The 22,132-nt window shown below is 62.7% G+C and carries 23 protein-coding genes; 10 read left to right on the top strand and 13 right to left on the bottom strand.

Annotated elements, in window-relative coordinates:
- The 8 genes from ccoO to GTP46_RS09385 form a co-directional block, all read right to left on the bottom strand.
- Complete coding sequence (ccoO, locus tag GTP46_RS09420; RefSeq protein WP_161006376.1) at window positions 1-615, bottom strand: cytochrome-c oxidase, cbb3-type subunit II; 615 nt, start codon at window positions 613-615, stop codon at window positions 1-3.
- Window positions 612-2,027, bottom strand: a complete 1,416-nt coding sequence (gene ccoN / locus GTP46_RS09415; protein WP_161006375.1) for a cytochrome-c oxidase, cbb3-type subunit I — start codon at window positions 2,025-2,027, stop codon at window positions 612-614. The genes ccoO and ccoN overlap by 4 nt, the downstream gene beginning before the upstream one ends.
- Before the next feature lie 91 nt (window positions 2,028-2,118).
- Window positions 2,119-2,271, bottom strand: coding sequence for a cbb3-type cytochrome oxidase assembly protein CcoS (ccoS, locus tag GTP46_RS09410; protein WP_161006374.1), 153 nt, complete (start codon window positions 2,269-2,271; stop codon window positions 2,119-2,121).
- Window positions 2,271-4,718, bottom strand: a complete 2,448-nt coding sequence (locus tag GTP46_RS09405) for a heavy metal translocating P-type ATPase (protein WP_161006373.1) — start codon at window positions 4,716-4,718, stop codon at window positions 2,271-2,273. Before GTP46_RS09405 ends, ccoS begins: the two co-directional genes overlap by 1 nt.
- Window positions 4,697-5,392, bottom strand: a complete 696-nt coding sequence (locus GTP46_RS09400; RefSeq protein ID WP_161006372.1) for a sulfite exporter TauE/SafE family protein — start codon at window positions 5,390-5,392, stop codon at window positions 4,697-4,699. Before GTP46_RS09400 ends, GTP46_RS09405 begins: the two co-directional genes overlap by 22 nt.
- Window positions 5,393-5,399: 7 nt before the next feature.
- Window positions 5,400-6,797: an oxygen-independent coproporphyrinogen III oxidase gene (gene hemN / locus GTP46_RS09395; RefSeq protein ID WP_161006371.1), complete on the bottom strand. Its 1,398-nt coding sequence runs from the start codon at window positions 6,795-6,797 to the stop codon at window positions 5,400-5,402.
- A gap of 6 nt (window positions 6,798-6,803) precedes the next feature.
- Window positions 6,804-8,432 carry a methyl-accepting chemotaxis protein gene (locus GTP46_RS09390; protein ID WP_161006370.1) on the bottom strand — a complete coding sequence of 543 codons (1,629 nt, stop codon included), beginning with the start codon at window positions 8,430-8,432 and terminating at the stop codon, window positions 6,804-6,806.
- A gap of 109 nt (window positions 8,433-8,541) precedes the next feature.
- On the bottom strand, window positions 8,542-9,459 hold the full coding sequence (locus GTP46_RS09385) for a DUF808 domain-containing protein (protein WP_161006369.1): 918 nt from the start codon (window positions 9,457-9,459) through the stop codon (window positions 8,542-8,544).
- A 99-nt stretch (window positions 9,460-9,558) separates the two neighbouring features.
- Here GTP46_RS09385 and GTP46_RS09380 point away from each other — a divergent pair, with 99 nt between their 5' ends.
- Entirely contained in the window at window positions 9,559-10,197 is a 639-nt protein-coding gene (locus tag GTP46_RS09380) for a LysE family transporter (protein WP_161006368.1), read from the top strand.
- A 91-nt stretch (window positions 10,198-10,288) separates the two neighbouring features.
- Window positions 10,289-12,187 (top strand): DUF6600 domain-containing protein, encoded by a 1,899-nt coding sequence (locus GTP46_RS09375; RefSeq protein ID WP_161006367.1) that lies wholly within the window; start codon window positions 10,289-10,291, stop codon window positions 12,185-12,187.
- A gap of 93 nt (window positions 12,188-12,280) precedes the next feature.
- Here the strand turns inward: GTP46_RS09375 and GTP46_RS09370 are convergent, their stop codons facing one another.
- A complete protein-coding gene (locus GTP46_RS09370; protein WP_161006366.1) occupies window positions 12,281-12,763 on the bottom strand; it encodes a phage regulatory CII family protein in 483 nt (160 codons plus the stop codon).
- 86 nt (window positions 12,764-12,849) lie between these two features.
- Here GTP46_RS09370 and GTP46_RS09365 point away from each other — a divergent pair, with 86 nt between their 5' ends.
- The 4 genes from GTP46_RS09365 to GTP46_RS09350 all read left to right on the top strand — a co-directional run bounded on the left by GTP46_RS09365 (window position 12,850) and on the right by GTP46_RS09350 (window position 15,657).
- Window positions 12,850-13,716, top strand: a complete 867-nt coding sequence (locus GTP46_RS09365; protein ID WP_161006365.1) for a hypothetical protein — start codon at window positions 12,850-12,852, stop codon at window positions 13,714-13,716.
- Between the two features lie 2 nt (window positions 13,717-13,718).
- Window positions 13,719-14,495: a DUF2491 family protein gene (locus GTP46_RS09360; protein ID WP_161006364.1), complete on the top strand. Its 777-nt coding sequence runs from the start codon at window positions 13,719-13,721 to the stop codon at window positions 14,493-14,495.
- Between the two features lie 28 nt (window positions 14,496-14,523).
- Window positions 14,524-15,312 (top strand): phage tail tape measure protein, encoded by a 789-nt coding sequence (locus GTP46_RS09355; protein WP_161006363.1) that lies wholly within the window; start codon window positions 14,524-14,526, stop codon window positions 15,310-15,312.
- A gap of 69 nt (window positions 15,313-15,381) precedes the next feature.
- Window positions 15,382-15,657 (top strand): DUF493 family protein, encoded by a 276-nt coding sequence (locus GTP46_RS09350; protein WP_161006362.1) that lies wholly within the window; start codon window positions 15,382-15,384, stop codon window positions 15,655-15,657.
- Between the two features lie 12 nt (window positions 15,658-15,669).
- Here GTP46_RS09350 and GTP46_RS09345 read toward each other — a convergent pair whose 3' ends face one another.
- Entirely contained in the window at window positions 15,670-16,563 is an 894-nt protein-coding gene (locus GTP46_RS09345) for a transcriptional regulator GcvA (RefSeq protein WP_161006361.1), read from the bottom strand.
- A 111-nt stretch (window positions 16,564-16,674) separates the two neighbouring features.
- Between GTP46_RS09345 and yfcF the strand changes: the two genes are divergently transcribed.
- The 3 genes from yfcF to lipA are packed head-to-tail and all read left to right on the top strand — an operon-like array spanning window position 16,675 to window position 18,970.
- Complete coding sequence (gene yfcF, locus GTP46_RS09340; protein WP_161006360.1) at window positions 16,675-17,301, top strand: glutathione transferase; 627 nt, start codon at window positions 16,675-16,677, stop codon at window positions 17,299-17,301.
- A gap of 27 nt (window positions 17,302-17,328) precedes the next feature.
- Window positions 17,329-17,988 carry a lipoyl(octanoyl) transferase LipB gene (gene lipB, locus GTP46_RS09335; RefSeq protein ID WP_161006359.1) on the top strand — a complete coding sequence of 220 codons (660 nt, stop codon included), beginning with the start codon at window positions 17,329-17,331 and terminating at the stop codon, window positions 17,986-17,988.
- Between the two features lie 7 nt (window positions 17,989-17,995).
- A complete protein-coding gene (gene lipA / locus GTP46_RS09330) occupies window positions 17,996-18,970 on the top strand; it encodes a lipoyl synthase (RefSeq protein WP_092280856.1) in 975 nt (324 codons plus the stop codon).
- A gap of 33 nt (window positions 18,971-19,003) precedes the next feature.
- On the opposite strand, the gene GTP46_RS09325 is transcribed toward lipA, so the two are convergent.
- Window positions 19,004-19,270 carry a hypothetical protein gene (locus GTP46_RS09325; protein ID WP_161006358.1) on the bottom strand — a complete coding sequence of 89 codons (267 nt, stop codon included), beginning with the start codon at window positions 19,268-19,270 and terminating at the stop codon, window positions 19,004-19,006.
- 156 nt (window positions 19,271-19,426) lie between these two features.
- On the opposite strand from GTP46_RS09325, the gene GTP46_RS09320 reads away from it, so the two are divergent.
- Window positions 19,427-19,846 carry a uracil-DNA glycosylase gene (locus tag GTP46_RS09320; RefSeq protein WP_229258870.1) on the top strand — a complete coding sequence of 140 codons (420 nt, stop codon included), beginning with the start codon at window positions 19,427-19,429 and terminating at the stop codon, window positions 19,844-19,846.
- Here the strand turns inward: GTP46_RS09320 and GTP46_RS09315 are convergent.
- Together GTP46_RS09315 and GTP46_RS09310 are read right to left on the bottom strand one after the other, a co-directional pair.
- A complete protein-coding gene (locus tag GTP46_RS09315; protein ID WP_161006357.1) occupies window positions 19,822-20,937 on the bottom strand; it encodes a HupE/UreJ family protein in 1,116 nt (371 codons plus the stop codon). The genes GTP46_RS09320 and GTP46_RS09315 overlap by 25 nt on opposite strands.
- On the bottom strand, window positions 20,934-22,103 hold the full coding sequence (locus tag GTP46_RS09310; RefSeq protein WP_161006356.1) for a tetratricopeptide repeat protein: 1,170 nt from the start codon (window positions 22,101-22,103) through the stop codon (window positions 20,934-20,936). The genes GTP46_RS09315 and GTP46_RS09310 overlap by 4 nt, the downstream gene beginning before the upstream one ends.
- Window positions 22,104-22,132: the final 29 nt, after the last annotated feature.

Raw genomic sequence — 22,132 nt, 5'->3', positions numbered from 1 at the left:
TCAGTTCCTCGTCTTGATCAGGGTGCCCAGGCCTTGCAGGTAGGCGATCAGGGCGTCTTCTTCGGTCTTGTCTCTGAGTTCGTCCGGCGCGGCGGCGATCTCGGCGTCGGTGTAGGGCACGCCGGTGCGGCGCAGCGCTTTCATCTTCGGCACCACTTCGGCGGGTACCAGCGAGGTCTTGGCCAACCACGGGTAGTTCGGCATATTCGACTCCGGCACCACATCGCGCGGATTGTTGAGGTGGGTGCGGTGCCATTCATCGCTATAGCGGCCGCCTACGCGCGCCAGGTCTGGACCGGTGCGCTTGGAACCCCACTGGAACGGGTGGTCGTAGACGAACTCACCCGCCACCGAGTAGTGGCCGTAGCGTTCGGTCTCGGCACGGAACGGGCGGATCATCTGCGAGTGGCAGTTGTAGCAGCCTTCGCGGATGTAGATGTCGCGGCCCACCAGGCGCAGCGGCGAGTAGGGCTTCAGCCCGGCGATCGGTTCGGTAGTCGATTTCTGGAAGAACAGCGGCGCAATCTCCACCGCGCCGCCGATGCTGACCACCAGCGTCACCAGCGCGATCAGCAGCCACGGGTTTTTCTCGATCCATTCATGGGTAAATTTCATGCCAGCTCCAGTCCGGGAATACGGGCGACGGCGGTATCGCGGTTACGCAAGGTCATCCACGTGTTGTAGGCCATCACGCACATGCCGCTCAGGTACAGGAAGCCGCCGGTGAAGCGCACCACGTAGTAGGGGTAAGTGGCTTTTACGCTTTCGGCAAAGGTGTAGGTCAGCGTGCCGTCGGGATTCACCGCGCGCCACATCAGACCCTGCATCACGCCGGCTATCCACATCGCTGCGATGTACAAGACGATGCCGATGGTGGCGACCCAGAAGTGCAGGTCGATCAGCTTGGTCGAGTACATCTTGTGCTCGCCGGCCAGGCGTGGCAGCAGGTAGTAGATCGAGCCCATGGTGATGAAGCCGACCCAGCCGAGCGCGCCGCCGTGCACGTGGGCGATGGTCCAGTCGGTGTAGTGCGAGAGCGCGTTGATGGTCTTGATCGACATCATCGGGCCTTCAAAGGTGGCGATGCCGTAGAACGACAGCGAGACGATCAGGAATTTCAAAATCGGATCGGTGCGCAGCTTGTGCCAGGCGCCCGACAAAGTCATCATGCCGTTGATCATGCCGCCCCAGCTCGGCGCCAGCAGCACCAGCGAGAACACCATGCCGATCGATTGCGTCCAGTCCGGCAGCGCGGTGTAGTGCAGGTGGTGCGGACCGGCCCACATATAGGTGAAGATCAGCGCCCAGAAGTGCACGATCGACAACCGATACGAATACACCGGACGTTCCGCCTGCTTGGGAATGAAGTAGTACACCATGCCGAGGTAGCCGGCAGTGAGGATGAAGCCGACCGCGTTATGGCCGTACCACCACTGGATCATGGCGTCTTGCACGCCCGCGTACACCGAGTACGATTTGAATGCAGAAGCCGGCATGCTCATGCCGTTCACCACGTGCAGGATGGTGACGGCGATGATGTAGGCCGCGAAGAACCAGTTGGCGACGTAGATGTGCTTCACGCGGCGCTTGATGATGGTGCCGAAGAAGACCACCGCATAGGCGATCCACACCACCGCAATCAAAATCGAAATCGGCCATTCCAGTTCGGCGTATTCCTTGCCGCGCGTGAAACCCATCGGCAGCGTAACCACCGCGCTCAGGATCACGGCTTGCCAGCCCCAGAAGGTGAAGGCAGCCAGCTTGTCCGAGAACAGCCGCACCTGGCAGGTACGCTGCACCACGTAGTAAGAAGTGGCAAAAAGCCCGCAAATGCCGAACGCGAAAATCACCGCGTTGGTGTGCAGTGGACGCAGGCGGCCGTAAGTCAGCCACGGTATGTCGAGGTTCAGCGCCGGCCAGGCCAGCTGGGCGGCGATAATCACGCCTACCAGCATGCCGACCACGCCCCAGACTACCGTCGCCACAGCGAACTGTTTGACGACCTTGTAGTTGTAATGTTGATCCAATTGAGTTCTCCCCAGAACACTTTGATGATGTAGATCAAAGGTTACTTATGAGCACCTCAAAAAACTTTGATGTGGATCAAAACTTTCCGGATCACTTTGGTGGCAAGTCATCATCCTGCAAAACGCGTAGCGCCGGGCCGACCAGGTCGTCGAACTGGCCGTCGTCCGAGGCACGGAAGAAAATCCACAGCGCGGCAAACACCAGCACCACGCTGAGTGGAACCAGCAGGTAAAGAGCTTCCATCACGGTCCCTTGCGTAGCCGCAGCGCATTGAGCACGACAACCGCAGAACTCACCGCCATGCCGACGCCGGACAGCCACGGGTTGAGCAAGCCGAAAGCTGCCGCCGGAATTGCCGCCACGTTGTACATCGTGGCCCAGCAAAGATTCTGGCGGATGATTTGCATGGTACGTTCGGCGGTGCGGGCGCTGTCGGCCACCGCGCCGAGTCGGCCGTTGAGCAGCACCGCATCGGCATGCGCTTGCGCCAGCGCGGCGCCGCTGCCCATCGCGAACGAGACATCGGCTGCGCCAAGGACGGCGGCGTCGTTGATACCATCGCCGATCATCGCCACCACGCAGCCGCGCCGTTGCAGCTGCTGGACGAAATTCAGTTTGTCGGCCGGCAGGTAGCCGCCGACTGTGGTCTCTATACCCAACTGGTCGCCCACTTGGCGCGCCAGTAGATCATCATCGCCGCTGAGCAGCACCAACGTCTTGCCGCGCTGACGGAAATAGTCGACCGTCTGCTGCGCATCGGGGCGCAGGCCGTCGTGAAGGTGGAAGCAGGCCAGCCACTGGCCTTCCACGCCGAGATAGACCGGCGTCACGCCATCCGGCACACCGCGCCTTGGCGGATCGCCGCTGATGCCGGACACGAATTGCATGCTGCCCAGCCGGTAGCGGCGATTGTGCACCACGCCTTCCAGCCCGTTGCCCGGCGCTTCGCCCAGCGCGGTGGCTTGCCAGTCCTGCAGCCCTGCTTCGTCGGCAGCGTTGATGATGGCGTGTGCCAGCGGGTGTGCGCTGCCCGCCTCCAGCGTGGCGGCGATCTGCAGGCAGAATTCAGCGCGCATCGCGCCCAGTGCCTGAACCTCTTGCAATACAGGCCGGCCCCACGTCAGCGTACCGGTTTTATCGAGTACTACGTGTGTGGCGCGGTGCAGCGTCTCCAGCGTTTGCGCACCGGTGATCAACACGCCTTGTCGCAGCAGGTAGTCGGTAGCTGCAGCCAGCGCGGTCGGCGTAGCCAGCGACAGTGCGCATGGACAGGACACCACCAGCACCGCAATCGCAATCGGCCATGCGCGCGTGGCGTTGCCGTCGACCAGATACCAGAAACCGAATGCGGCCAATGCGAGCAGCAGCAGTCCGGCTACGAACCACGCGGCCACGCGGTCGGCCCATTGCGCGATGTGCGGCTTCTCGCCGCCGGCGCGGTGCACCAGTTTGACCAGTTCCGACAACGTACTGTCCTGCGCGCGCCGTGTCACGCGGGCCAGCACCACGCTGCCGGCGTTGATTGCGCCACCTGGAATGGCATCGCCGATATGCTTGGGCACAGGTGCGCTTTCACCGGTCAGCAGCGACAGGTCAAGTGTGGTGCGGCCTTCGATGAGGATGCTATCGGCGGCCACCGCTTCGCCGGGTTTGATAACTATGATGTTATCCACAAGCAGTGTCGCCGCGCGTACGATGTTAGCGGCGCGGCTGACAGGATAATTTTCCAGCAGCGCGGCGGATGCGGGCAGCGCGTGCTGCAGGCGTTCCAGCGCAGCGCCGGCTTTGCGGCGCGCGCGCAGTTCGAGGTAGCGGCTGCACAGCAGCAGGAAGATGAACATGGTGACCGAGTCATACCAGGTATCGCCCTTGCCGCTGATGGTGGCGATGACGCTGGCGCCGAATGCGGCGGCGATGCCTAGCGCCACCGGCACGTCCATGCCGAGTGCACGCACGCGCAGGCTGGCCAACGCACCACGCCAGAACGGCAGCGCCGAGTAGCAGATGGCGGGAAGTGTCAGCAGCAGGCTGGCCCAGCGCATCAGCGTCGCCATGCTGTCATCGAGCGTGCCGTCTTCCGCGAGGTAGGCGGGAGCGACGTACATCATCACCTGCATCATCGACAGGCCGGCCACGAATAGTTGGCGGCCCAGCGTGCGGGCGGCGCGGCGCTGTTGGCCGGCATGGCGGTCGGCATCGTAGGGATAGGCGGCGTAGCCTATGGTGTGCAGCGCGCCGAGGATATCGCCGGGACGGCAGCTGTCGCTGCGCCAGCGCACGTAGAGCTGTTCTGTGGCGACGTTGAGTTGCGCGCTGTCGACGCCGGGCAGTCGTGCGAGGCGCTGTTCGATCAGCCACACGCAGGCAGCGCAGCGGATGCCTTCCACGGTGAAGGTGGATTCGCGGGTGTCTTCATCGAGGGCGAAGCGCGGATCGGCGTTGTCATACAGCTGTAGTTCTGGCGGCAGTTGTTGTGCGCCGTCTGCGCTGGCGGCGTAAGCGGTGCGCTCGCGGTAGTAGTTGTCCTGCCCAAGATCGACGATGGTTTGCGCCACTGCTGCGCAGCCGGGGCAGCACATGGTGTGTTCGACATTGGAGATCGATACGCTCCATGTGGTGCCTTTAGGTAAAGGCTGTCCGCAGTGGTAGCAGATTGCAGGGGCGCTGATTATTGGTGTGGTGTCAGGCATAGCATATCCATCCAGTCGGGCGTGATGCCACCGGCGGCGCGCGCCAGTCCGAGTACGCCGAAGCCCAGCACCAGCAGGCCGCAGGCGATACGCACGCTGCGGCGCTGCATCGCTTGCTGAAGGCGCGCGCCGAGTAGTCCAAGGGCGATCAGCATGGGCAGGGTGCCGAGGCCAAAGGCCAGCATCATCGCGGCGCCGTCGGCGGCAGAGCCGCTGAGTAATGCGGTGGCGAGTGCGCTGTAGACCATACCGCAGGGTAGCCAGCCCCACAGCGTGCCGAGGGCGAAGGCTTTGGCCGCAGTGTCGGCGGGCATAAACGTTTTTGCCGCAGGTGCGATGTGTCGCCACAACGCGCGGCCGCCTTGTTCCAGCACGGCGAGGCCGCGCCATGCGTTCATCAGGTACAGGCCTAGGGCGATCAGCATGGCGTTGGCCAGCCAGTAGAAACTGAGCTGCACGCCGGCCATCGAAGCCATGCTGCGCGCGCCACCGGCCAGCCCGCCCGCCAGCGCGCCGGCCAGCATGTAGCTGCCGATACGGCCGGCGTTGTACGCCAGAACGTGTGGCCGAGCAGTGGTGGACAGCGCGGTCACAATTCCGCCACACATGCCCGCGCAGTGGATGCTGCCGGCCAGGCCGACCACAAACACGGGCAGTAGCTGTGCGCCGTTCATGGCATCCTCAAATCGTTTTCGAATAACGCAGCGGCTGCGGCGTACCGAGATAACGGTCGAACACCATACAGATATTGCGAATCAGCAGACGCCCTTTCGGCGTCACCGAAATCCACTCATCATCAATGGTCAGCAAACCATCCTCCGCAAACGCCTGCAGCTTCACCAACTCTGTCGCAAAGTACTGACGGAAGCGAATCGGAAAACCCTGCTCCAGCGACGACATCGACAACTCAAAATTGCACATCAACTTCTGGATCACCATCCGCCGCAGCAAATCATCGTTATCCAGCTTGATGCCGCGCGTGACTGGCAACACGCCGTGCTCCAGCTTGTCGTAGTAAGCCTCCAGCGTTTTCTCATTCTGGCTGTAGGTCGCACCCACCGCGCTGATGGCCGATACACCGCACGAAATCAGCTCCGCCTCGGCGCGCGTGGAGTAACCCTGGAAGTTGCGCTGCAAACGTCCCTGCCGCTGCGCCACCGCCAGCTCGTCGCCCGGCTTGGCGAAATGGTCCATGCCGATGTAGACGTAGCCCGCGTCGCACAGGCGCTGGATGCTCATCGCCAGCAGCTCCAGCTTCACATCCGGCGTCGGCATGTCCGCCTCCGCGATGCGCCGCTGCGGTTTGAAAATGTGCGGCAGGTGCGCGTAGTTGTACAGCGCGATGCGATCCGGATTGGCAGCGATCACCTTGTCCAGTGTTTGTGCCATGCTGTTCATGGTCTGCTTTGGCAAACCATAAATCAGATCGATGCTGATCGAGCGGAAGCCGGCAGCGCGCGCCGCATCCATTACCGCACGCGTTTCGGCTTCGGGCTGGATGCGGTTGACCGCCTTCTGCACATCCGGATCGAAATCCTGCACGCCAAGGCTGATGCGATTGAAGCCTTGTGCGCGCAAGCTGTGTACGCGCTCCACGCTCACCGTGCGTGGATCGATCTCGATCGAATACTCGCCCTGCGCATCGGAGGCAAAATCAAAGTTCGCATGCAGGTGCGTCATCAGATCGCCCATTTGCTTGTCGCTCAAATAGGTCGGCGTACCGCCGCCGAAATGCAGTTGTTCGATCTGGCCCATGCCGTCGAACAAACGGCCTTGCATATCGATCTCCTGTTTCAGGTAGCCGAGATAAACGGCGGCCTTACTGTGATCCTTGGTGACGATCTTGTTGCAGCCGCAGTAGTAGCACACCGTATCGCAGAACGGGATGTGGATGTAGAGCGATAAAGGCCGGAGACTGCGGCGCATGCGCAGGCCGGCCACCGCTTCCAGGAACTGGCCATAGCCAAAGTTATCCAGGAAGCGATCCGCAGTCGGGTAGGAGGTGTAGCGCGGTCCCGACTGACTCAGTTTGCCGATGATCCCTGCATCAAATTCAACGGGTGGGAAAGGCGTGTTCATGATGGCTTAGGCGGCGAGGCGTTTCACATTCTGGAGGTTGGCGCGGGCGGTGCGGGAAGCGCGCGCCGGAGGACCGAATTTGAACAGGCTCACAGCTTGCGTCAGGCCGCCCGCTTCCATCGCCAGGCTGGCGGTGGCCGCTGCTGCTTCTTCTACCAGCGCGGCGTTTTGCTGCGTCACCTGGTCCATGTGGGCGATGGCCGAATTGACCTGGTCCACGCCGATGCTTTGTTCGTGCGAGGCCACCGAAATTTCCTTCATGATGGCGGTCACTTGCTGCACCGAGGCCACCACTTCCTTCATGGTCGCCCCGGCGCGGTCTACCTGCACCATGCCGGCGCTGACTTTACCGACCGAGACGTCGATCAGGTTTTTGATGTCCTTGGCGGCGGTGGCGCTGCGCTGCGCGAGGTTGCGCACTTCGCCTGCCACTACGGCGAAACCGCGGCCTTGTTCACCGGCGCGTGCTGCTTCCACCGCGGCGTTCAGGGCGAGGATATTAGTCTGGAAGGCGATGCCTTCAATCAGGCCGATGATGTCGACGATCTTGCGCGAGGAGGTGTTGATCTCGTCCATGGTGGCGATCACGTCGGCCACAATCACGCCGCCCTGCACGGCCACGTCGGACGCGCTTTGCGCCAGCTTGTTGGCTTGTTCGGAGTTGTCGGCGTTCTGCTTTACGGTCGACGAGAACTGCTCGACGCTGGACGCGGTTTCTTCCAGGCTGGCCGCCTGCGCTTCGGTGCGGCCGGACAGGTCGGCGTTGCCGGCGGCGATCTGGCGCGTGGCCACGGCCATGGTCTCAACGTTGACGCGTACATCGCGGATGGTGGCAATCAGGTTGCTGTTCATTTGCTGCAGGGCGCGCAGTAGCTGGCCCACTTCGTCGGTGGCTTCGGTGTCGAAGGACGTGGACAGGTCGCCGGCAGCGATCGAGCGCGCGCCTTGCAGGGCGCGGTCCAGCGGTTGCAGCACCGAGACGCGCAGCGTGTACCACAGGAAGACGTTGATCAGCAGGCCGAGGAAAGTGGCGCCGAAGATACCGTAGTTATGCGCGCTATTCCCGTCCAACAGCACCGCGCCGCAGACGACCACCTGCAGCACGTTGACCACGCTGGTGGCCAGCCAGATGCGCATGCCGAGCGACACATGGCTCAGGCGCGACAGCAGGCTGCCGACGCCAGGCTGGATCACCTGGCCGTTCTTGATGCGGATGCCGTGGTTGGCTTCGGTGCGGATGGTGCGGTAGGCCTGTTCGGCTTTGGTGACCTGGTGGCGCTCGGCGCGGGTGCGCACTGACATATAGCCGATGGTGCGGCCGCTTTCGCGGATCGGGGTGACGTTGGCGCGCACCCAGTAAAAATCGCCATTCTTGCAGCGGTTCTTGACGAGGCCGGTCCACGGCGTGCCGGCCTTGATCGAAGCCCACAGGTCGGCAAACGCTTCAACCGGCATATCCGAGTGGCGCACGATGTTTTGCGGTGCACCCAGCAGCTCTTGTTCGCTGAAACCGCTAATCTCGGTGAAATACGGATTCACATAGGTGATATTGCCGTCTAGATCAGTTTTCGAGACGATGGCCTGGTCGTCCAGAACTTCCACTTCGCGGTTGGTAACAGGTTGGTTGTTGCGCATAACGTACTCCGGCTGGTTTTATTGCTGTATCGCAATACATATGGCCAGTTTACGTAGTCCACCCCGCAAATTTATTGATGTAGATCAAAATTTCCCGGATTGGACCAGTTTAGGCAGCCTTCTTGAAGAGGCTTATTATTTTGCTGCCAATGTTGACCGCCACCAGTGTCAACGCGCCGGCCAATACACCGGTCAGAGCATCCAGCATGGTGGGGACGATGGCGCCGAGGTAGGGGCCGGAGGCTTCGGCGGCGTGGTGGATGATCTCATGTGCGCCTGGCAGGCCGTGGGTCAGGATGCCGCCGCCGACCATGAACATGGCGACGGTGCCGACCACGCCCAGCAGTTTCATCAATTTCGGCGCAGCGTTCAGCAGCACTCGGCCCAGCGCACGCACGGCAGCGCCGTCGCGCTGGCTCAGGTAGAGGCCGGCGTCGTCCATTTTGACGATGGCGGCGACCAGGCCGTACACGCCCACCGTCATCAGCAGGGCGATGCCGACTACCACCGCCACCTGCTGCGCAAACGGCGCCGCTGCCACCGTGCCCAGGGCGATGACGATGATTTCGGCCGAGAGGATGAAGTCGGTGCGCACCGCACCCTTGATTTTGTCTTTTTCCAGCGCCACCAAGTCCACTTCCGGATTAACCAGCGCTTCGTGCAGTTCGTTCTTATGTTCGTCGCCGCTGCGGTGCAGCAGGCTGTGGGCGATTTTCTCGAAGCCTTCAAAGCACAGGTACAAGCCGCCGACCATCAGCAGCGGCGTGATGGCCCACGGCGCAAACGCGCTGATCGCCAGCGCAGCCGGCACCAAAATCGCCTTGTTCTTCAGCGAGCCCACGCCGACTGCCCACACCACCGGCAACTCGCGCTCGGCGCGCACGCCGGCCACCTGCTGCGCGTTCAGCGCCAGGTCGTCGCCCAGCACACCGGCGGTTTTCTTGGCCGCCATCTTGCTCATCAGGGCGACGTCGTCGAGGATGGAGGCGATATCGTCGATCAGGGCTAACAGGCTGGAACCGGCCATTTTTGCAACTCCAAGTGTGGTTTGATCAGCAATATTAACCCAAGCAAGATCGGCGGCGATACCGCTACAATGGAGATCGCTGATTTGAATGGAACCGTCATGAGCTTCGCCACTTGGATTACTTTTTTTGTCGCTGCCTGCATTATTGCCGTCTCGCCGGGCTCGGGCGCTGTGCTGTCGATGTCGCACGGGCTGTCGTACGGCGTGCGCCGCGCCAGCGCAACCATCTTCGGCTTGCAGACTGGCTTGCTGCTGGTGTTCTTCATCGCCGGCGCGGGCGTCGGTTCGCTGCTGATGGCGTCGGAAGTGGCGTTCAGCATCGTCAAGACGGTGGGCGCGCTGTACCTGATTTACCTCGGCCTGAGCCAGTGGCGCGCCAAGGTCAGCATCAGCGAGCAGAAGCAGGCTGAGGTGGAAGTGCCGGCTGCCAAGAAGCGTTTCCTGACCGGTTTCCTGACCAATGCCACCAATCCCAAGGGCATCATCTTCATGGTGGCGGTGCTGCCGCAATTCATTACCCACGACGCGCCGCTGTTGCCGCAACTGCTGATTTTGGCCGTCACCATGTGCTGCATCGACCTGGTGGTGATGCACAGTTACGCATTTTTGGCCTCGTCGATGCAGCGCTTCTTCCGCGACGCCAGCGCGGTGAAAAAACAGAACCGCGTATTCGGCGGCCTGCTGATGGCGGTCGGTGCGGCGCTGTTCTTCGTCAAGCGCGGCGGCGCGGCTGTCTAATTTGCAATGCTTTTTTGTAACCCCGTGTAACCCCTGTAGTCGAAGCCAAGCGGTCGGCGTTAAATCAATAATATCCACAGGAGACGCTGCCATGAGCCGCAAAATTATCCACACCGTCGTGCTGGCCGCCTTGGCCGGCTTAAGTTCGCTGGCGCTGGCCGAAGATCCGCCAGCCATGGTCGGCCGCATTTCCAGCGTCCAGGGCCAAGTGACGCTGGTCGGTGACGGCGAGCCCATCGGTGCATCGCTGAACTGGCCGGTGACGGCCTTCAATCACATCAACACCGCCAGCGGTGCGCGCACGGAATTCCGCGTCGGCTCGACAGCGGTGCGGGTGGACAGCGACTCCGACCTTGAAATTACTGGCATGGATGACGATTTGCTGCGTTTGCGCCTGAACTACGGCAGCGTCAGCATCCGCGTGCGCAGCCCCGAGATGCTGCGCGATTTTGAATTGAGCACGCCGCAAGCGCGCATCACCATGGTCGAGCCGGGCGTGCTGCGGGTGGACGTGGACCGCGCGCCGGACACCAGCCAGATCAGCGTACTGGCGGGCACGGCGCGCGTGGAAGGCGCGGGCTCGTCGGTGGTGGTCAACAACGGCCGCCATGTCGATGTCAGCACCGAAGACGTGCGCACCAGCCTGGCGCGGCGCGATGGCTTTGATATTTGGTCCGAGGACCGCGACCGTTACGACACCACTAGCACGACCCGCTTCATCTCCAGCGGCATGACTGGCTACGAAGAACTGGACCGCAACGGCAGCTGGACCGACAGCACCGAGTACGGTCCGCTGTGGGCGCCGCGTAATGTGGCAGCGGACTGGGCGCCTTACCGCGACGGCCGCTGGATCTGGCTGGCGCCGTGGGGCTGGACTTGGGTCGATAACGCGCCGTGGGGTTATGCGCCATCGCACTACGGGCGCTGGGTGATAGTCAATCGCCGCTGGTGCTGGGCGCCGGGGCGTCCGGTGGGGCGGCCGGTATGGGCGCCGGCGCTGGTCGGCTGGGTGGGCGGCAATGGCGGTGGCAATCGTCCCGGTCCGGGACTGGGCTGGTATCCGCTGACGCCGCGCGACCGGTTTGTACCGAGCTATCGCGTGTCGGTCGATTATGAACGCCGTGCGACGTGGACGCATAACGGCAGGCCCTTCACGCCGCGCAACGACTGGAACGGCCAGCGCGACGGCCTGACCGTGGTGCCGCGCGAGCAGTTTGAAGGTCATCGGAATGTGGTGATCAACCGCAGCACGCCGGTGATCCCGCCGGCTAATTTTGTCCACAACGCTGCGCCGGTAACACCGCCGCCGGGCCGTCCGATGGCGCCGAATCGTGGTGGCATGGGCGACCGCGATCATGATGGCGTGCCGGACCGCTACGACCGCGTCGACAACCGCAATGACCGTAGCGACCGCATGGGCCGCGTGATCACGGCGCCGTCGCAGCCGGTGCCAGTGCCGGCGCAGCAGCCGCGCGGGACCATCAGCACGCTGGCGCCGGGTCAGTTTGGCCAGCCGGATTCGCGTCCGCAGACCATCAATCCAAACGACGTGCGGATCGATGTGCGGCCGCGCATCAATGCGCCGGGGCAGCCGGGTGGACAGGTGCAGGTCGCGCCGGCGCCGGTCATCCAGGTGTCGCCGCCGCAGCAACCGCAGCCGGTGCGCGACCGTTTTGACCGCGACCATGAGCGCCAGCGCGGCAACGACGACAATCGCCGCTTCCGCCCTGATGAACAGCGCCAACAGCAGGCTGTGCAGGTGCAGCAGCCATCGGTGCAGCAGCCGCAAATCCAGCAGCCGCAGCAACCGGTGCAGCAGCCGCGCCAGTTCACGCCGCCGCCGCAGGTTCAGCAGCAACAGCCGCAGCAGCAAGCGCAGCCGGCCCAGCGTGAAAATCGTCCTGAGCCGCGCAGGGAGGCGGAACGTGAGCACCGCAACGACGACAAAAACGACAAAGGCGACCGCCGCAACAAGCAGAACCAGCAGTAAAACTCCGGGGTCAGGTCCCCCATTTCTACACGGCCTCAAGCGTAGAGCGCTCTACGCTTGAGGCCGTGTAGAAATGGGGGACCTGACCCCGGATTACTCCTGCGCCTTCAGGCGCAGGCGGGCGCGCCATTCGCCGAGGGCAGATAGGGCGCCCTGGAATTCCCGCTCGATCAAATCCGCTTCCGCAGCGGTGACTTTCCCATCCAGCAGCGCGGTCGAGACCGCCTCCGCTACCGCTCCCACCTGGCTCATCACCTTGCACACCGTCTGCGACAGATCATCGTCGCCGATGATTTCCGGCGTCGGCATTACGAAGGCTGCCATGCCGTGCCGCGTCAGCAGCGCGTGCAGCGGCAGGTGGGCGTCGCTGACCCCGGCCTTGTGGCACAAGTCCACCACCGTTGACACCTCTTCGAACGATGGATAGTGCGAGGCAATCGTCGGCGCCAGCTTGTTGCGCAAGACGTTGACCGAAATCCCCATGGCTTGCGCCAACGCGTCGATGCCGCCGGGATAAGCGCGCGCCACCTTGTAGAGCGCGTCGTGCTGATTCATGTCCAGATATTTGCGAGTCATGGTGAAGCGTGCCTTTTATTACCGATGCAACCGCCAACGCGCGGCGCTATGCTGTTTTTCATTCAACTTCTTTGTGAAAAGACATCATGAAGTCACTTAGTTCAGCGCTGCTTTTGATGGTTTGCCTTGCCTTTCTGGGCAATGCGCCGGCGCAAGCGCGGCCGGCATCACATTCTGGCACATCGTCGTCGTTTAAAAGTGGATTTTCTTCACAAAAGAACAACTCCGCTGCGCACAGCCGGCCGGGGCCGCCCGCCGCCAATCGCCAGAGCGGTCCCGGCGCGTTCGGCCAGCAAGCCGGTTCGCCGGCCCAGCCGCAGCGTAATACTTCGGCCGTCTCGCGCGATGTCGACCAGAGCGCCGCCCGTGAACGCGCGCTGAAAACGCTGGACGAACGCCGCACCGCCGCCAACGCACCGCAACCGCTGCCGCCGCTGAACGACACGTTGCGTTCACCTTCGCAGCCGCAGCGCCCAGCTTACGGTGCGCCGCCCGCGTATGGCGTGCCACCGTATGCCGGTCCGTCGCCGGTCTACGTGCCGCCAGCTCAGCCATCGAATGCCCTGATGCACGGCTTGCTGGGCTTCATGCTGGGCCGCGCGATGAGCCAGACTAACCAGCCGGTGGCCTACCCGACTACCCACGGCGCACCGCCGGCCCCAGCCACCAGCAGCCCTGCCGCGACCACACCGGCCGACGCGACCGGCTCGGCCACCGCCGCGACGTCGGTCTCGGAGGGTGCTGGCTTGGTGGGTGGCATGCCGGGCCTTGGCTCGCCCGCGCCGGTTGCCGCTCCTGCGCCGCGTCCGCCGGAACCCTCGTTCATGGCTAGCGTGCTGCGCCTGTTTGCCTGGTTATCGGTACTGAGCCTGCTGGTGTGGGCTGCAATCTACTCGGTGCGCAAGTTCCGCCGCCTGCGCGCCGCCCCGAATTACTCGTTTGAGAGGAACTGACCATGGGCTGGACTGACGCATACAACTATCTGCGCAACGGCGCGGCCAAGCTGGCCAGCAACGATGCCCCGCGCACCGACGGCGACCTGCCGCTGGGCGCCCGCATTGGCAGCGTGGTTGGCATCCAGCAATCGCCGCTGCTGCGCGCGGTGGCTGACGGCTCGCTGATCGCCCTGCCGGACGCCAACGAGACCCGCATCGTTGCCGTGTCCCAGCTGCGGCTCAAGCAGGCGGGCGGCCTGTACCGCTACTACCTCGACACCGGCGACCGCGACCAGCAGGAGAAATTCCTGCAGATCTACCAGAACGCCAGCGGCGAGGTCAGCGAGATCATGTATTGCACCCAGCTGGCGCGCGTGATTCCGGAAACGGCGGAAGAGCAAGACGCCTACACCGGCCAGTCCGGCAGCGGCCTTGGCGACCGCAGCTACACCCTGTCACGCCAACAGCTGGACGACCCGGCGCTGGATCTGGAGCTGGTGTTCGGCGCCAGCCAGGGCCTCGACTACTGGCGCGACGCCGGCGACCAGCAAGCGCCGTTTGTGTCGCCGTTCACCGGCACCGAAACCCGGCTGGACGACGCCAGCGGCCAGACCGGCCTGCGCCAGGAAATGTATTTCATGCCGTACGTGCGCCAGCTGCGCGGCGGCGGTAACGAGTATCTGCTGATCACGACGGAAATTGTCCACAGTGTGAACGGCGATCGCAGCAAACGCGGGATCCATGTCGACTTCGTCATTGGCATCCCGGTGGAGCAGCAACGCATCGTTATCCAATGATGCGCAACTTTGATTGAGGAAGACTGACATGAGCAACTTGAATGGCTGGGGTTTGACCGCGCGATTGATCACCAAGCATTTCGGCGCGCTGGGCAACCGCGTCTCCGAAGCGATCGCCAACTTCGACCCGGAAACCGCCACCGAGGCCGACCGCGACCGCCTGGCCGACAACCTGCGCAGCGCCGCCCAGAAGCTGGCCGCAGCCCGCGCCGCTTTCGATAAGGAAGCCGGCGACGTGGTCAAGCTGCGCCAGCTGATCGCCACCGACGAGCAAGCAGCTGGCACGCTGGCCGAACGCCTGGCCGCCGGCAAGATTTCGGAATCGACCATCACCCTGTTCTGCGATGAGCTGGAGAACAACAAGGCGCGCCTGCCGCAGGAATTGCAGGAAGAAGCCGACGCCCGCCAGTACATGGGCGAACTGCAAACCATCGTCGACGCGCTGTCGAAACAGCTGTCCGAATTCGACGCACAAGCGAAAAAGGCGATGCAAGCGCTGGCTTCAGCCCGCGCCCAGCAGGACCTGCAGCAGCTGCGCGCCGAGCGCCAGGAGCAGCTGGCCGGCCTGCAAGGCATGCACGGCCAGTTGAGCGCGTTGTCGGCCCTGACCCGCCGCGCCGAGAGCATCCGCAATGATGCCGAGGGCTTGCGCATCGTCACTGACATCGGCCAGAAGCCGCTGGACCAGGCCGCTGAGCTGGAAGCGATCCGCAAATCGGTGAGCCAGCCGGCACTGGGGAACGAGTCGGCGCTGGCACGTTTGCAGCGCCTGTCCGCGCCGCAGGCACAGGAGCCTTTGCAGCTTGCAAAGTCCTGATCGGGCTACAATATAGGCTGGTGACGCCGCTTTTGGCGTCGCCGGTCTTTATTGAAATGGAATAAGAATATGCAAGCGATCCCACCATCAGAGTCCCTCATCGAATACCCGAGCGACTTCCCGATCAAGGTCATGGGGCCGACTCATATCGATTTCGCCCCGGCCATTGTGTTGGTCGTGCAAAAGCATGACGCTGATTTCCACGAAGGCAAAATGGAAGTGCGTCCGTCGGCCAAGGGTAATTACACCGGGCTGACTTGCACCGTGCGCGCTGTCAGCCGCGAGCAGTTGGATGCGCTGTACACCGAGCTCTCGGCGCACCCGATGGTCAAGATTGTCATGTAAAGGTTATGGTAACTAAGCCTGCTGGCGCTGGAAGGCTTCGATCTCGTCCAGCAGCCAGGTCCGGAACGCCAGCACCTGCGGCTTGCTTGCCGCAGCGGGCGGCGTGACGAAGTAGTACTCATCCGGGCTGGGCGTGGCGATGTTGAACAGCCGCAGCAGCTGCCCGGAGGCGATCTCCTGCATCGCCACCACGTGACGCACCAGCGCCACGCCGTTGCCGTCGGCAGCGGAACGCACCAGCATCGATAAATCCTCGAACAACAGCCCGCCCGACGGTTCCGGCAGCTTGAGTCCGGCCGCGTTAAACCACGGTGTCCAGTGCTCAACTGAGCGTAATAGTGTGTGCCGCGCCAGATCAGCAGGCTGGACTGGCAGCTCTCCATTGCGATAGTGGGGACTCACTACCGGGTAATACACATCCCCCATCAGCCGCAGCACCACCATCCCAGGGTAATGGCCGCGACCAAAGCGGATACCCACGTCCACGCCTTCCCTCGCCAGATCCTGCATGTGGCCGCTCGATTGCAGCACCACTTCGATATCCGGATGCAGCTCGATGAATTTACCGAGCCGCGGCGCCAGCCAGCGCGCCGCAAACGAGGGAATCGAGGTGATGGTCAGCCGCTGATTGATGCTGGCGGCGCGCATGGCGTCGGTGGCGGCGGAGATATCCGCAAAAGCCTTGCCGAGGAACTGGGCGAACTTCAGCCCGTCGTGAGTTATTTTCACCTGGCGGCCATTGCGCACGAATAGCGGCCGGCCCAACTCTTCTTCCAATCCCCGCACTTGATGGCTGATGGCGCCGTGCGTCAGGTGCAACTCTTCCGCCGCACGCGAGAAATTCTCGTGGCGGGCCGCTGCCTCGAAGGCGCGCAATGCGGAAAAATTAGGCAGCCGGCGGGCCATTCTGTGGATAACTTTGTGAATAAAACTAACAAGGATTGCGAAAATATACCGTTATACAGGGACTTAGACAAGGTTTACCATGTGAATAATTCTACCTAAGCCGGAGCTGCCATGCCGTTTGAACTGTACGTCGATAGCCTCTACACCAGCCCCTATGCGCTTTCCGCCTTCGTGGCGCTGACCGAAAAGGGCTTGCCATTTACCGTCAAGACCGTGGACCTGGAAGGCGGCGAGCAGCGCCTGCCTGCCTACGCCGGCCGCGCGCTGACCGGCCGGGTGCCGGCCTTGGTCGAGGGTGACTTCGTGCTGACCGAGTCCACTGCCATTACGGAATATCTGGAAGAGACCTTCCCGGCGCCCGAGTACGTGCGGCTGTATCCGCAAGACCGCCGCCAGCGGGCGCAGGCGCGCCAGATCCAGGCCTGGGTGCGCAGCGACCTGGTGCCAGTGCGCGTTGAGCGCGACACGGAAACTGTGTTCTTCGGCAAAGCTTGTTCGCCGCTGACCGAGACCGCGCAGCAAGCCGCCGCCAAGCTGGTGCACGTGGCCGAGCGCTTCGTGCAAGGCCCGCAGCACCTGTTCGGCGACTGGTCGATTGCCGATACCGACCTTGCCATCATGCTCAGCCGCCTGGTGCGCAACGGCGACGAGGTGCCGCAAAAGCTGCGCGATTACGTCGAATTCCAGTGGCAGCGGCCATCCGTACAGGCTTGGCTGGCGAGGCACCAGCCGGGCTGAAAATAGCGGCCGGGGTATAATGGCGGCATGACGTCTCCTACCTCTCCTGAGATCAAGCATCTCGGCAAAGCCGATTACGACAGCACTTTCGCCGCCATGCGGGCCTTCACTGACGCCCGCACGCAGGACTCGCGCGACGAACTGTGGATCGTCGAGCATGCGCCGGTCTACACGCTGGGCCTGGGCGCGGATCGCGGCCACCTGCTGGCCGGCGCGTCGGATATCCCGGTAGTGCAGACCGACCGTGGCGGCGAAGTCACCTACCACGGCCCCGGCCAGGTAGTGATTTACCTGCTGATGGACCTGCGCCGCAACAAGCCGGGCGGCAAGCTGTATGCCCGTCAGTTCGTGCATAAAATCGAGCAGGCGATCATCAATGTTTTACAAGCGTATAATCTCGCCGTTGAGCGCGTTGAAGGCGCGCCGGGCATCTACATGGCCGGCGGCGACCACAAAGGCGCCAAGATTGCCGCGCTGGGCTTGAAGGTACGCGGCAATGGCTGCACCTACCACGGGCTATCGCTGAATGTGGCGATGGACCTGGCGCCGTTTTCCTGGATTAACCCTTGCGGCTATGCCGGACTGGAAACAGTCGATATGCGTACTGTTGGCGCGCAGGCAATGTTGTCTGACGTGCAACAGCAGCTGGCCGAGGAATTAGTCCGCGTCCTGGTGACAAACGAATAAATTAATTATGACCACCGAAACTACTCCAGCTTACAACCCGAGCGAAAAGCAAAAAGGCGCCAGCAAGACTTCGCGCATCCCGATCAAGATCGTGCCGGTCGAACAGGTCGAGCGCTTGAAAAAGCCGGACTGGATACGCGTCAAAGCCGGTTCGCCGAACACCCGTTTCTACGAAATCAAAGAGACGCTGCGCGAAAATAAACTGGTCACCGTGTGCGAAGAAGCGAGCTGCCCGAACATCGGCGAGTGCTTCGGCAAAGGCACGGCCACCTTCATGATCATGGGCGACAAGTGCACCCGTCGCTGCCCGTTCTGCGACGTCGGCCACGGCCGTCCGGATCCGCTGGACAAGGATGAGCCGACCAACCTGTCGCACACCATCGCCAAGCTGCGCCTGAGCTACGTGGTCATCACTTCGGTGGACCGCGACGACCTGCGTGACGGCGGTGCGCAGCACTTCGTTGAGTGCATCTCCAACACCCGCGCGCTGTCGCCGAAGACCCAGATCGAAGTGCTGGTGCCGGACTTCCGCGGCCGCCTGGAAAAAGCACTGGCCATCTTCGCCGACGGCCTGCCGGACGTGATGAACCACAACCTGGAAACCGTGCCGCGCCTGTACAAGGAAGCGCGTCCGGGTTCGGACTACATGCACTCGCTGAAGCTGCTGAAAGACTTCAAGGCCATGTATCCGAACGTGAAAACCAAGTCGGGCATCATGGTCGGCCTGGGCGAGACCGACGAAGAAATCCTGCAAGTGATGCGCGACATGCGCGAGCACGACATCGACATGCTGACCATCGGCCAATACCTGGCGCCATCGAACAGTCACCTGCCGGTGCGCCGCTACGTGCATCCGGACGTATTCAAGCAGTTCGAAGAAGAAGCCTACAAAATGGGCTTCAAACACGCCGCCGTCGGCGCCATGGTGCGCTCCTCGTACCACGCGGACGAGCAGGCACACAACGTACTGGCCGCAGGCTAAAGAACAAGGGCTCCTCACGGAGCCCTTTCTTTTTTAGCCGTCGAGGCCTTTGAGGAGGACTTCGGCGACGGTTTGGTTCATGTCCTGGCCGCGCTCGGTGGCCAGGGCGTGCAGGCGTTTCACTAGTTCGTCGTTCAGTTTGACGGCGAATGGGACTAAGCCCAAGGCTTGGTCGCGCTTGCGCTGTTCGCGTTTGTCGACGACGGCGGTAGCCGTATTGCCGAAGCCAGCGACGCCCGGTGCGCCTACCTTGCTCATGATTTTCTTGGCATCGGCCTTGGCCAAATCTGTTTTTTTCATAGTGGATTCCTCTGTAAGGAGGCCATTCTACTAAAACTATTGACCGCCCGGAAAAGCATATGAGTGTACGCATCGAGGAATCGTGGAAGCAGCAGCTGCAGCAGGAGTTTGAGCAGCCGTACTGGGAATCCCTGACTTCGTTCGTACGCAACGAGTATGCGACCGCGCAGGCTGCCCGGCCTGCAAAACATTTTCCAGGAACTGCATAGCGACCTTGGTCTCGACCGCCGTCACACCGATCTCAGCGACTGGGCCCAACAAGGCGTGTTCCTGCTCAACAGCGTGCTCACCGTGCGCGCGCGGGAAGCCGGCTCGCATGCCAACCAGGGCTGGGAGACTTTCACCGACAGCGCCATCCGCGCCCTCTCACAGCAGCGTGAGAAGATCGTGTTCATCCTGTGGGGCAGCTATGCCATCGCCAAGCGCGCCCTGATCGACAGCCGCAAGCACTTGGTGCTTACATCGCCGCACCCATCGCCCTTCTCTGCGCACAAAGGCTTCTTTGGCAGCAAGCCGTTTTCCCGCGCGAATGACTATTTGAGCGCCAACGGTTACAGCCCTATCCACTGGGCTTGAACATCAAACGCGCGTTCCACGAACCACACTACCGCAATCAGCGCGATCAAGGCTGAGCCGGCAGTCAGCAGCCGGTGATACAGCCACGTATGGCGCAGCCAATACGCCAGCGGCAGGAATGCGGCGACGATGCATAGCTGGCCAATTTCGACACCAAGATTGAAGCCGAACAGGCTCGCCAGCAGCGCGCCCTGCGGCAGTCCTAGATCGATCAGTACGCTAGCGAAGCCAAAGCCGTGGATCAGGCCAAAGCCAAACGCCGCCCAAGGCCGCCGGCCGCGAAACAGCGGATACAGGTTATTCACCGCAGCCAGCACCACCGACGCCGCAATCGCCGACTCCACCAGCCGTGACGGCAAAGACACCAGCGACAAGCTGGCCAATGTCAGCGTCAGTGAATGCGCCAGCGTGAATGCAGTCACCACTTTCAGCACATCGATAAAAGCGCCGCGCAGGTTGTCAGCCGGCGCGGCCAGCAGTACCGCAGGCAGCAGCAGCGACAGCAGGAACAGGATGTGGTCGTAGCCGATCCAGATATGCCACACGCCGTCCTTCACGTAGGCCGTGAACTGCTGCAACCGGTCCGGCGCCGTCAGCGACAGGTGCTGCTCAGCATGCGCCGGGTCGAAGATGGCGGTGGAGGTTTTGCCTTGGTGCGTCAAGCGTAGCAAGCCTTTGTGCTGCGGATCGAGATCGGCAAACAGGTGGTAGCTGACCACGAGTGTGGAGACCGGCGCTGCGCACATCGCCTCGAAACGCAGCACGTTGTACGCGCCATCAGTGTGGTGATCGATCAGCTGCTCACCGGGCGTGATGCGGCAGGCGCTGCCTTCGGCCGCGATGTGCAGGCGCTCCAGTGCATACGCTGCAATGGCGGCGTGGCGCGTGCGGATTTCATCCCAGGTCAGCTGGCCATCGCCATTCTGGTCGAGGCCGATGGCGTAGTCGAGGTCGCGCAGCGCGATATCCCACTGGCCGCTGACGCGCTGCTGTTGGACGTCGAGCGACAGATAGCTGTCGCTGGGTTTATGCGCTTGGGCTGGCAACATCGCACAGCACAGCAGCAACATCAGGAATAGCCGTTTCATCATATGCCTGCCCGCAGTTGGCGCATCAAACGCGTCGCCACCAAATCTTCAGTGCGGTGCGCGGCGATCCAGTCGATGACCGGTTTGGCGGCGCCGGCGTCATGCGCCTGCGCCGCTGCCTCAAGATAGATGCGGATATCGGCCGGCTCTTTTTGCACCGCCCAATTCTTGCGCGCCAGCGCCAGTGCGGCGTTGCTGTCACGGTGCAGCAGCAGTTCAAAGCGCGCTTGCTCGCGCTGGTGCACGGTGTCGCCGCGCTGTGCGGCGGCGTCGAAACGTGCCGCCAGTTCTTTCACGTCGGCTTGCGCTGCGGCCTGCTGGCCGGACTGCTGTAGCGCCAGTGCGCGGCGCAGCAGCAGCGCGTCGATGCGTTCCTGATTGCGCAGCAGTGCCAGCACGTCGGCGCTGCGGCCTTGTTCCAGCAGGAAGTCGGCATACGCGCCTAGCAGGTAGCTGTCGCGCGGACTCAGTACCAGCGCCTGGCGGAAGCGTGTTTCGGCCGCTGCACTATCGCCGCGCCGCTGCGCCATTTCCGCCAGCAGCGTCAGCGCCCACGCTTGTAATTCAGGCGGAGCATTGGGGCTGCGCACCAGCGTCAGGTCGAGCAGCTGTTCACTGCGCTCGGCTTTGCCGGTCAACGCACCGACATTGGCAATGCAAGTAATGGCCACCAGCTCGATCGACAAACTGGACACGTGAGCGCAGCTGGCCGTGGCAGCGGCATAATCACCCTGCACCGTTTGCACGGTCGCTTGCGTCAGCCATGCTTGCGTATTGTGCGGATCGGCGGCCAGCACCGCTTTCAGGTCGGCCAATGCTGGTGTGAACTGGTGCGTGCTTTGCAGCAGCGTGGCACGCAGCAGCCGTATTTCCGGTGGTGGCGCTGTTTGCTGCCACCATGGTGCCAGTGCCGCCTGCGCATAGCCGAGGTAGCGCGGATCGGTTTCACTGCGGCCCAGCGCGATGTAGCGGCGCGCCACTGTCGCGGCCAGCGCGGCATCGTTCGGGTTGGCGTTCAGCTGGCTGCGCAAGCGGCGCAATTCCTGCTGTAATGGATCGCCACGGCGTGGCACGGCTTCCAGCACCTGCTGGCCACTGGCTGGTAGATAAGGTGCGGCCTGCACGGCGGTGGCGCAGCAGCAGGCCAGCACGAAGATCAATTTGTACATGATGAGCTCCCCAAAGCGGCGGGCGTGAT

The organism is Duganella flavida (assembly GCF_009857445.1).
Lineage (GTDB): Bacteria > Pseudomonadota > Gammaproteobacteria > Burkholderiales > Burkholderiaceae_D > Rugamonas > Rugamonas flavida.
The sequence above is the reverse complement of the archived record's forward strand: the minus strand, read 5'-3'. Positions and strand labels throughout refer to the sequence as shown.

Bases quoted from the DNA above. Each gene is read 5' to 3' on its own strand.
- ccoO (WP_161006376.1), bottom strand. From the start codon at position 615: ATGAAATTTACCCATGAATGGATCGAGAAAAACCCGTGGCTGCTGATC.
- ccoS (WP_161006374.1), bottom strand. From the start codon at position 2,271: ATGGAAGCTCTTTACCTGCTGGTTCCACTCAGCGTGGTGCTGGTGTTT.
- GTP46_RS09405 (WP_161006373.1), bottom strand. From the start codon at position 4,718: ATGCCTGACACCACACCAATAATCAGCGCCCCTGCAATCTGCTACCAC.
- GTP46_RS09400 (WP_161006372.1), bottom strand. From the start codon at position 5,392: ATGAACGGCGCACAGCTACTGCCCGTGTTTGTGGTCGGCCTGGCCGGC.
- hemN (WP_161006371.1), bottom strand. From the start codon at position 6,797: ATGAACACGCCTTTCCCACCCGTTGAATTTGATGCAGGGATCATCGGC.
- GTP46_RS09390 (WP_161006370.1), bottom strand. From the start codon at position 8,432: ATGCGCAACAACCAACCTGTTACCAACCGCGAAGTGGAAGTTCTGGAC.
- GTP46_RS09385 (WP_161006369.1), bottom strand. From the start codon at position 9,459: ATGGCCGGTTCCAGCCTGTTAGCCCTGATCGACGATATCGCCTCCATC.
- GTP46_RS09380 (WP_161006368.1), top strand. From the start codon at position 9,559: ATGAGCTTCGCCACTTGGATTACTTTTTTTGTCGCTGCCTGCATTATT.
- GTP46_RS09375 (WP_161006367.1), top strand. From the start codon at position 10,289: ATGAGCCGCAAAATTATCCACACCGTCGTGCTGGCCGCCTTGGCCGGC.
- GTP46_RS09370 (WP_161006366.1), bottom strand. From the start codon at position 12,763: ATGACTCGCAAATATCTGGACATGAATCAGCACGACGCGCTCTACAAG.
- GTP46_RS09365 (WP_161006365.1), top strand. From the start codon at position 12,850: ATGAAGTCACTTAGTTCAGCGCTGCTTTTGATGGTTTGCCTTGCCTTT.
- GTP46_RS09360 (WP_161006364.1), top strand. From the start codon at position 13,719: ATGGGCTGGACTGACGCATACAACTATCTGCGCAACGGCGCGGCCAAG.
- GTP46_RS09355 (WP_161006363.1), top strand. From the start codon at position 14,524: ATGAGCAACTTGAATGGCTGGGGTTTGACCGCGCGATTGATCACCAAG.
- GTP46_RS09350 (WP_161006362.1), top strand. From the start codon at position 15,382: ATGCAAGCGATCCCACCATCAGAGTCCCTCATCGAATACCCGAGCGAC.
- GTP46_RS09345 (WP_161006361.1), bottom strand. From the start codon at position 16,563: ATGGCCCGCCGGCTGCCTAATTTTTCCGCATTGCGCGCCTTCGAGGCA.
- yfcF (WP_161006360.1), top strand. From the start codon at position 16,675: ATGCCGTTTGAACTGTACGTCGATAGCCTCTACACCAGCCCCTATGCG.
- lipB (WP_161006359.1), top strand. From the start codon at position 17,329: ATGACGTCTCCTACCTCTCCTGAGATCAAGCATCTCGGCAAAGCCGAT.
- lipA (WP_092280856.1), top strand. From the start codon at position 17,996: ATGACCACCGAAACTACTCCAGCTTACAACCCGAGCGAAAAGCAAAAA.
- GTP46_RS09325 (WP_161006358.1), bottom strand. From the start codon at position 19,270: ATGAAAAAAACAGATTTGGCCAAGGCCGATGCCAAGAAAATCATGAGC.
- GTP46_RS09320 (WP_229258870.1), top strand. From the start codon at position 19,427: ATGCGACCGCGCAGGCTGCCCGGCCTGCAAAACATTTTCCAGGAACTG.
- GTP46_RS09315 (WP_161006357.1), bottom strand. From the start codon at position 20,937: ATGATGAAACGGCTATTCCTGATGTTGCTGCTGTGCTGTGCGATGTTG.
- GTP46_RS09310 (WP_161006356.1), bottom strand. From the start codon at position 22,103: ATGTACAAATTGATCTTCGTGCTGGCCTGCTGCTGCGCCACCGCCGTG.